Genomic DNA, 9537 nt, shown 5'->3' with positions numbered 1-9537 from the left:
ACAAAGGCGACGGTGCCGCCGCCCTTTTGCGCTTCGGCGAGGACGTGCAGCGCCAGCGTGGTCTTGCCCGAGCTTTCGGGGCCATAGATTTCGATGACGCGGCCGCGCGGCAGGCCGCCGACGCCGAGCGCGATGTCGAGGCCGAGCGAACCGGTCGAGATCGCCTCGACCTGCATCGCCTCCTTCGAGCCCAATTTCATCACCGAGCCTTTGCCAAAGGCGCGATCGATCTGCGCGAGCGCGGCGTCGAGCGCCTTCTGCCTGTCCGTGTTGTTCACTGATTTCCCCGATCCGACGAGTGACAATTGACTGGCCATTTGCCGTCCTTTCCAGCTCTAGAGCGACGACAGAAGCATCGCAACGCTGAACCTGTGTACGGCATTTGTTCTTGTAGAACAAGAGTGGAACAAAATATTCTGTCGCCATCGTCTCTGCGCAGACGGCGGCGAAAGTCAGGCTGCGAATTCGGCTAGCGCGGCCTCGATATCGCTGATCCGAAAGGGTTTGGCGACCAGCCGACGATGGGCATGCGTGGGTGGCAAAATGTCGCCGCCGCCCGACGTGAAGGCAAAGGGAATGCCCCGCTCAGCCAAAGCGTCCGCGACAGGCCAGCCCTTTTCGTCCCCCAGATTGATATCGACGAGCGCGCCGTCCAATGATTCGTTCGCGATGATCGCCAGCGCCTCGTCCATGCTCGCCGCCTGAGCGGGTTCGGGCAGTCCGAGCGCATCGAACATGTCGGCGAGCATCATTCCGATCAACACATCGTCCTCGACGAGCAGAATGCGCAGATTATCAGCCATTTTTCACCCGATGTGCGGCATCGTCGAGCGCCGCCGATGTCGCCTCGGCGAGCTGCGCGACCGAAAAGGGCTTGGGCAGGAACGCGACATCGTCGATGTTGATCGACTGCCTGAGCTGCTCCTCGGCATAGCCCGACATGAACAGCACGGGCAGGTCGGGCCGCTTGGCGCGCAGCGCGCGCACCATCGCGGGACCATCCATCGTCGGCATCACGACGTCGCTGATGATCAGGTCGACCTGCGCCATCTGGGCGAAGCGTTCGAGCCCTTCCTCGCCCTGCGATGCGGTGACAACGCTGTAACCCGCGCGGGTCAGCGCGCGTTCGGCAACTGCGCGCACCATATCCTCGTCCTCGACGAGCAGGATCGTCCCAGTCCCCCACTGGGTTTTCTTCGGCTTGACAGGCGGCGGCGCCACCACGGGGGTGTCGGTGCCGACGCGGTGGACGGGGAGGTAAATCGAAAAGCTCGTCCCCTGCCCCGGCTGGCTGTCGGCAAAGATATAACCCGCCGACTGCTTGATAATGCCATACACCGTCGACAGACCGAGCCCGGTCCCCTTGCCGACATCCTTGGTGGTGAAGAAGGGTTCGAAAATCTTGGGTAGCACGTCGGCGGCGATGCCGGTGCCGGTGTCGCTGACCTTGAGCGCGCAATAATCGGCGGGCGGCATGAATTCATTGCCCATCTGGCGCACGTCGGCGGCCGATACCGGAAAGGTTTCGATCGTCAGCGTCCCGCCGCCCGGCATCGCATCGCGCGCGTTGACTGCGAGGTTAATGATCACCTGCTCGAGCTGCCCGGGGTCGGCGCGCACTGCGCCCAGCCCGCGGCCGTGGTGGACCGCCAGCTGCACCGTCTCACCGATCAGCCGTTTGAGCAGGTGCGACACCTCCGAGATCACGTCGGGCAGCTGCAATATCTGCGGCCGCAGCGTTTGCTGGCGCGAAAAGGCGAGCAATTGCCGCGTCAGGCTGGCAGCGCGGTTGGCGTTGCTGCGGATCTGCTGGATATCGTCATAATCGCTATCGCCGGGCGTGTGACGCATCAGCATCAGGTCGCAGGCGCCAAGCACCGCGGTCAGGATATTGTTGAAATCATGCGCAACGCCGCCCGCGAGCTGGCCGACGGCTTGCATCTTCGATGCCTGCGCGACCTGGCGCTTCAGGCGCGATTCCTCGCTCGAATCCTTCAGGCTGAGCAGCACCGCCGCCTCGCCCAGCCCGCGCACCCCTACAATCCGGATCGACACTGGGTCGCCGCTCTGGCCCGCCAGACGAATCGACAGGTCGCCGCCGACCTGCTGACCGCTGCTGTGGCGGCGGATCATGTCGGCCAGCGGTCCCTTATCCTCGCCCACCACAATGTCGCCAGGATAGCGCGGCATCTTGCCGTCACCCAGGTTCGCGGCGCGCACGAACGCGCGGTTCATATAGAGGAAGCGCCCGTCGCGATCGACCATCGCCAGCCCGAACGGCAGCAGCGACAGCAAGGTTTCGACATAGGTCTGCGCGGTGCCGCGGTCGGCCGGCCCGATTTCCTCGTCGAGCAGCGCGAGCAGCACCGGGGTGTTGCTGTCGGCGGGCGCGAGCGGGATTTGTAGCATCCGCACCGGGGTCGCGCGGTCGCCCTCGCGCGCGAAATAGAGCGCGCCGCCATCGTCGATCCGCAGCATCGGCGCGACGTCGCGGCCAGCGTAATGACCGGCGTCGTCCTCGCCGAGGGCGCGCAGCAGGAACGCCTGATTGGCGACGCGCAGCCGTCCCTCGGCGTTGACCAGCGCCGCCATCACCCCGGCATGGCTGAGCGTGCGGCCTGCAGGACCATCAAGGTGGCGGGTGATCTCCGACGCCAGATCAAGCCGTTCGAGTGCCGAGAAGCGCCAGACAAGATAATCCTCAGCCTGCCCGGTGCGCGTGACATGCGCGCGCAACTGCAACAGTCCGATCGCCAGATCGTCGGCGCTTCCCTCACCATCGCGCCACGCCATTCGCCCGGCATTCTTCAGCACATCGGCGCCGCGACCCTCGAGCGGCAGCCCCGGCGGCGTCACGAAGCCGCCCATCCAGGTGCCGAACAAATCATTCGCGCACACCATGCGACCGGCGCGGTCGGTGACCGCGATCGCAACATCGTCATGATTGACCGCCTGACGCAGCATCGTCCAGTCGGGCGGCGCCGCATCGCCTGCCACGACGTCCGGGAACAGCCGCCGCGCCAGCACTACCCCGCCGACCGCAACCCCAAGCCCGGCGACAAAACCGGCGGCGAGCACCGTATCGCGCGTCGCCCAGAACAGAAGCGCGGCCGACAACAGCGCCAGCCCACCAAGCAGGCCCATATCGACCCGCGACAGCCGCGGCGGCGCCGAAAGCGGGCCGACGGCACCCGCCCCCCTGCCGATATCGGTATCAGCGGAAGGCAGGCTCGTCGCGGTCAATGACAGTCTTTCTTATCGGCGCATCACCAGATGCGAACACGGTCTTTCTGCGCCAGATACAGCTTCTGGCCTTCCTTGATCTGGTACGCCTTATACCACGGGTCAAGGTTGCGCGAGACCCAAGTCCGCTGGATCGACGGCGAATGCGGATCGGTGGTGATCCGCTGCGACAGATTCTGGTCGCGATAATTGCGCCGCCACACCTGCGCCCAGCCCAGGAAGAAGCGCTGGTCGCCAGTCAGCCCGCCCAGCACCGGCGCCTCCTTGCCGCCGAGCGATGCCTTGTAGGCGTCATAGGCAACAGTCAGGCCTGCCAGATCGCCAATATTTTCGCCGAGGGTGAAGGTGCCGTCGAGCTTTTCGCCGGGTAGCACTTCATAAGCGTCATATTGCGCGATCAGCGCCTTCCCGGCGGCTTCGAAGGCCGCGACGTCGGCGGGGGTCCACCAGTCGGCGAGTTTGCCGGTTTCGTCATATTTAGCGCCCTGATCGTCGAAATGATGGCTGATTTCATGGCCGATCACCGCGCCGATACCGCCATAGTTAATCGCCGGATCGGCGTGCGGATCAAAGAAGGGCGGCTGCAGGATCGCGGCGGGAAAGACGATCTCGTTCATACCGAAATTGGCATAAGCGTTGACCGTCATCGGGGTCATTCCCCATTCCCAGCGGCGGATCGGCCCCCCCAGGCGGCTGATATTGTCGTCGTGCGCGAACTGGTTCGAACGCAGCGCATTGCCGAACAGGTCGTCCGCCTTGATCTCGAGCCTGCTGTAATCTTTCCAGCGGTCGGGATAGCCGATCTTGGTGGTGAAATTGGCCAGCTTCTGCTTTGCCTTGGCCTTGGTCGCGGGCTGCATCCACGCCAGCCCGTCGATGCGGCGGCCCATCGCGCCCAGGACGTTCTTAACCAGTTCGTCCATCGCCGCCTTGGTTTCGGGCGGGAAATATTTCGCGACATAATCCTGGCCGACGGCCTCACCCAGGTTGCCGGTGGTAAAATCGACCGCGCGCTTCCAGCGTTCCTGCATCTGCGGCGTTCCCGACAAGGCGGTGCCATAGAAGGAGAAGCTTTCCTGCGCGAACTTCTCGGGCAGTACGCCCGAAAAGCCGTCGAGGCTGCGCACCATCAGCGCGTCGCGGATCACCGCGATCGGCGCGTCGGCGAGCAGCTTGGCTTCGCCGGTGAAGGCGCTTGGCTGCGACACCAGCAGCGAATCTTCGTTGACCCCCAGACCATGGATGAAGGTCGCCCAGTCGAACCCCGGCGCCGCGGCAGCAAGCTCGGCGATCGTCATCTTGTTGTAGACTTTGGTCGCGTCGCTACTGTCGTTCTTGTCCCAATGGACTGTCGCGATCTGCTTTTCGAAATCATAGATCGCCTTGGCGCGCGCCGCGGCGTTCGCCTCGCCCGCCAGCGTCAGGACATTCTCCAGATGCTTCAGGTAGGCTGCCTGCAACTTGGCGTTGCGCTCATTGTCCTTCAAGTAGAAATCGCGGTCGGGCATGCCGATGCCGCCCTGGAACATCGTGTAGATATAGACTTCGGGGTTCTTGTCGTCCTGCCCGACAAAGCCGCCAAAGAAATGCTGGACGCCGCTGCGGTCGGCTTCGGCGAGCAGCGCGGCCAAACCAGGCTTGTCGACGGCGCGGATCTTGGCGAGCCACGGCTGGATCGGCGCCAGTCCTTTCGCCTCGACCGCCGCGCTATCCAGATAGGCAGCATAATTGCGGCCAATCATGCTGTTGGGATCGGCCTTGGCCGCATCAAGGATTTCTCGCGTGCGCTGCTGCGACAGATCACCTAGTGCGGTGAACATGCCATAGTTCGACTTGTCGGCGGGGATCGTGGTGTTCTTGGCCCAGGTGCCGTTGGCATAGGCGTAGAAATCGTCGCCCGGCTGGACGCTCGTATCCATGCCCGCGGTGTCGAACCCGAAGGTGCCAAGTTCGGGCTTGGCCGTGGGTGCGACAGCAGGCGCAGGCGCCGCGTTTTTCTTGGCCACAGCCGGACCAGCGGAAATCAACATTGCGCCCAGCGCGGCGGTCGCCAGCAGGCGCGAAGTAACATGCAAAAAAGTCATGATAGTCCCCAGTTTTCAAAACGGAGCAACGACGCGCAGCGCGTTGGCGCCGCACGATATTGCGATGGGTTAGCTATACGGCAGCGCGCCCGCGGTTCAACCGGCGGGGGTGTCGCTGGTCGATGCCTCATGTCGTTGGTCGCGTGCCCGCTGCAATTTGCGCCGCCAGCGGAGGCGAATCCAATTGTCCCAGAAAATCGAGGCGAGCACATATCCGATCGCCGCCGTCCCCACCGAAATGACCAGAAGTCCCGCCATCATGGCAGGCGCGGCGTCAGAAAACACCCAGCGCGCCCATTCGCCCGCCGACGCGCCATGTTCGATCATCGCCGAAAAAGTCGCGCTATTGGCCTGTAACCCGAACAGCCAGTCGCCCAGCCACACCGACGCCAGGATGATGAACGGCGTCGTCACCGGGTTCGACAAAAATGTCATCGCGGCACCAATCGGGATGTTCGCCCGCACCGGCAGCGCCAGCAGCGCGACGCCCAATATCTGGATGCCCGGGATCAGGAAAAAAATGCCGACGAACAGGCCGAGCGCGGTCCCGCGCGGCACTGAGGTGCGGGTGAAGCGCCACAAATGGCTGTGCGCAACCCTATGGGCAAACGGCTTGACGAAACGGCTCGCGAGCAGCTCTTCGCGCGTCGGCGAGTTGCGGCGGATCCAGTTCATCACCGCCGCCTTGTCCCGAGGCTTGCCGCCGCTCACCCGCGCTCTTTCATCAGTCGTTGCTTGTCGCGCTTCCAATCGCGCTCCTTGATCGACTCCCGCTTGTCGTGTGCTTTCTTGCCCTTGGCGAGCGCGAGCTCGACCTTGGCGCGGCCGCGGCTATTGAAATAGACGCTCAGCGGGACGAGCGTCATGCCCTGCCGTGCAACGCCGGCGTACATCTTGTTGATCTCACGGCCGCTCAGCAGCAGCTTGCGCGGGCGCTTGGGTTCGTGATTGTGGCGGTTGCCGTGGCTGAATTCGGGGATGTTGCTGTTGATCAGCCACACCTCATTGCCCTTCACCTCGGCATAACTCTCCGCAATCGTGCCTTCGCCGAAACGCAGCGATTTGACCTCGGTCCCCTGCAACGCGATCCCAGCCTCGAACACCTGTTCAATGGCAAAATCAAAGCGCGCGCGCCGGTTCTCGGCGACGACCTTTTTCTTGTCGAATTCGGCGGCGGACTGCGGACGAGCCATGGGAAAACTAAATCACTCCTGCCGCGGACAGCGCGGCATCGACGGCGGCGCGCGAGGCTGCGTCCGCTGGGATGATAGGTAGGCGTACTTCGGGTAAAAACCAGTCGTGGACGCGCGAGAGCGCATATTTGACCGGCCCAGGCGAGGTGTCGGCGAACATCGCCTGATGCAGATCGAACAGCCGGTCGTGCAGCACCAGCGCCCGCGTCCAGTCGGCAGCCGCGCAAGCAGCGGCGAAATCGGCGCACAGTCCCGGTGCAACATTGGCGGTGACCGAAATACAGCCGACTCCGCCCATCACCGCGTGCGGCAGCCACAAATCGTCATTGCCGCTCAGCTGGCAGAAATCGGTTCCGGCACCCGCGCGGTGGATCGTGACCCGCGCCAGATCACCGCTCGCATCCTTAATCGCGACGACCGAGGGGATCTCGGCGAGCTTGCACATCGTTTCGGCGCTGATGTCAGCGACGGTGCGGCCGGGGACGTTATAGACAACGATCGGTAGGTCGCTCGCGTCCGCCAGCGCCTGAAAATGCGCGATCATCCCGTTCTGGCTGGGACGGTTATAATAGGGCGCGACCACCAGCGCCGCGGCGGCTCCCGCAGATTGCGCGTAGCGCATATGGCGAACCGCAGTCGCAGTGTCATTCGACCCGCACCCGGCGATCACCGGAACGCGCCCCGCCGCAGCCTGAATGCAGCTGTCGATCACCTGATAATGTTCGTCGAAACCCAGCGTCGGGCTTTCGCCGGTCGTACCGCACGGGACCAGCGCGCTGGTCCCTTCCTTGATCTGCCAGTCGACAAGGCGCGCGAAGGCGGGCGCGTCGAACGCCCCATCGCGAAATGGCGTCACCAAAGCGGGAATAGACCCCGAAAACATGCCCCGCTCCTTTACAAAAACATGGCCGCGCCGGTAGAGTCCCGACGGCGCGCCGCTAATGGACGCCTATTCAGCGCCCCGCAAGGAGTTTGGCACTAACATGCACGGCATGAACACGCTGCCCCGTATTTCGCGCCTGGCGCTCGCCATGGCCCTGCTCATTCCGACCGCGGCCACGGCCAGCGAACTGACTCCTGAACAAATGGCGTGGTACCGCGCCCAGATGGGGCTGGCGTCGACATCGGGACCGCCGCCCTCCACCAATTCGGTTGGCGACGCGGTGATGGAATGGCGGCGGCTGTCCGCCAACACCGGCGCCTCGTTCGATCAGCTGTCGCGCTTCCTGATGACCAACAAGGGTTGGCCCGACGCCGATAAGATGCGCACGCGCGCCGAAAAGGCGATCGCGATCGACAGTTTCGATCCGCCGCGCACCCTCGCCTATTTCCAGTCGTATCCGCCGCAGACCGCCAGCGGCCATTTGCGCCACGCGCTGGCGCTCAATGCATCGGGCCGCCGCGACGAGGCCAATGCCGCAGTTCGCCGCGCGTGGGTCAGCGGGCCGTTGGACGACGCCGAAACCAGCCGCGCGCTCGGCCTGTTCGCGGGTGCGATCACGCTCGCCGATCACGACGCGCGGATGGATCGGTTACTTTGGTCGAACGCCACCGCCGCTGCCAGCCGCCAATTACCCTATACGTCGCCCGAAAAGCGCGCGATCTTCGCCGCGCGTCTCGCGATGCGGAGCAAATCGGTCGATGCCGCGTTGCAGGCCGCCGCGGTCGAGGCGGCGAACCCGTCGCTCGTCCGGACCGACCCGGGATATATCACCGCCAAGGCGACCTGGCTGCGCCAGTCGGGCCGCGTCGGCGAAGCGCGCGCGCTGCTCGCCGCGCCACGAGCACTGACCAAGGCGCCGACCGATCCCGAGGAATGGATCGAAACGCTGCTGACCAACGCACGGCAGGCTGACAGCGGCGGCGACAAGCTTACCGCCTATAATATCGCGCGGCAGATCGACGACGCTTTCCCGCCCGGAACGGTGATCCGCGAAACCTCGCTCGCGGTGCGCGACGACTATACCTCGCTGGCATGGCTCGCCGGACAGCTGGCATACAAGGATCTGCGCCGCCCTGCGGAGGCAGTAAAACTGTACCGTGCCTATGGCGAGGCGGCGCGATCGGCGCAGACGCGTACCAAAGGCTTCTATTGGGCGGGCCGCGCCGCGCTAGCGGCGGGCGACCGCGGCGCCGCCAATTCGCATTTCGCCGACGCCGCGCAGCATTATGACCAGTTCTACGGCCAGTTGGCGCTTGAACGGCTGGGCCGTCCGCAGCCCAAGCCAACCCCCAACCCGACGATCCAGGTCAGCAACGACGAAAAGCGCAACTTCAACGACGACCGTCTCGTCCGCGCCGCCCGCGCGCTCGGCGAAATCGGTGCGTGGCGCGAGCAGACTTTGTTCCTGCGCGCGCTGTCCCAAAAGGCAACCTCGCCCGCCGACCATGTCCTTTCCGGACAATTGGCGTCGCAGATCGGGCGCCCCGACCTCGGCGTCATGATCGGCCGCAGTGCGCAGGCGAACAGCCTCGACGCGGTCGAAGTCGCGGGGTTCCCAACGGTGCGCGTGCCCGCGGGTCATGAGGGCAACTGGACCTTCATCCACGCGATCACCCGCCAGGAAAGCCAGTTTGACCGCGCCGCGATCAGCCACGCCGGGGCGCGCGGGATGATGCAGCTGATGCCCGGCACTGCGAACGAAGTCGCCGGCAAACTCGGCCTGTCGTACAACCGCGACCTGCTGACCACCGACACCAATTACAACATGATGCTGGGATCGACCTATTTTCAGCAGATGCTGCGCTATTTCGGCGGCAGCTACCCGTTGGCGGTCGCCGCTTACAACGCCGGTCCGGGCAATGTGAACAAATGGCTGCGCGCCAACGGCGACCCGCGCACCGGGTCGATCGATATCCTCGACTGGATCGAGGCGATCCCGATCTTCGAGACCAAGAATTACGTCCAGCGCGTGCTCGAAAATGCAGTCGTTTACGACACGTTGCAACCGGGCAAGACGCTGCCGCAGGCACCGCTCAGCTTCTACCTTGGCAAACGCTCGCCGGGGTAAGGCCGC

General features: G+C 64.4%; 7 protein-coding genes and 1 pseudogene. 1 reads left to right on the top strand and 7 read right to left on the bottom strand.

Annotation, left to right across the window (positions count from 1 at the left end; translation table 11 throughout):
• The 7 genes and pseudogenes from K0M74_RS09025 to dapA all read right to left on the bottom strand — a co-directional run.
• Nucleotides 1-317: pseudogene (locus tag K0M74_RS09025) on the bottom strand (ATPase domain-containing protein); the annotation flags it as partial.
• Nucleotides 318-452: 135 nt separating this feature from the next.
• The gene (locus K0M74_RS09020; protein WP_293970796.1) at nucleotides 453-803 is read right to left on the bottom strand and encodes a response regulator; all 351 of its coding nucleotides are present in this window, start codon (nucleotides 801-803) and stop codon (nucleotides 453-455) included.
• Nucleotides 796-3144, bottom strand: coding sequence for a response regulator (locus tag K0M74_RS09015; protein ID WP_293970805.1), 2349 nt, complete (start codon nucleotides 3142-3144; stop codon nucleotides 796-798). Before K0M74_RS09015 ends, K0M74_RS09020 begins: the two co-directional genes overlap by 8 nt.
• Nucleotides 3145-3266: 122 nt before the next feature.
• Nucleotides 3267-5327, bottom strand: coding sequence for a M13-type metalloendopeptidase (locus tag K0M74_RS09010; protein WP_293970793.1), 2061 nt, complete (start codon nucleotides 5325-5327; stop codon nucleotides 3267-3269).
• 96 nt (nucleotides 5328-5423) lie between these two features.
• Complete coding sequence (locus tag K0M74_RS09005; RefSeq protein ID WP_293970790.1) at nucleotides 5424-6002, bottom strand: DUF2062 domain-containing protein; 579 nt, start codon at nucleotides 6000-6002, stop codon at nucleotides 5424-5426.
• A 32-nt stretch (nucleotides 6003-6034) separates the two neighbouring features.
• Nucleotides 6035-6520 carry an SsrA-binding protein SmpB gene (gene smpB, locus K0M74_RS09000; protein ID WP_088442006.1) on the bottom strand — a complete coding sequence of 162 codons (486 nt, stop codon included), beginning with the start codon at nucleotides 6518-6520 and terminating at the stop codon, nucleotides 6035-6037.
• A 7-nt stretch (nucleotides 6521-6527) separates the two neighbouring features.
• Nucleotides 6528-7403: a 4-hydroxy-tetrahydrodipicolinate synthase gene (gene dapA / locus K0M74_RS08995; RefSeq protein WP_293970787.1), complete on the bottom strand. Its 876-nt coding sequence runs from the start codon at nucleotides 7401-7403 to the stop codon at nucleotides 6528-6530.
• A 109-nt stretch (nucleotides 7404-7512) separates the two neighbouring features.
• Here dapA and K0M74_RS08990 point away from each other — a divergent pair, with 109 nt between their 5' ends.
• Entirely contained in the window at nucleotides 7513-9531 is a 2019-nt protein-coding gene (locus tag K0M74_RS08990) for a lytic transglycosylase domain-containing protein (protein WP_293970784.1), read from the top strand.
• Nucleotides 9532-9537: the final 6 nt, after the last annotated feature.

Source organism: Sphingopyxis sp., assembly GCF_019459305.1.
Lineage (GTDB): Bacteria > Pseudomonadota > Alphaproteobacteria > Sphingomonadales > Sphingomonadaceae > Sphingopyxis.
Note: the sequence above shows the minus strand (reverse complement) of the source record. Positions and strands in the feature narration are given on the sequence as shown.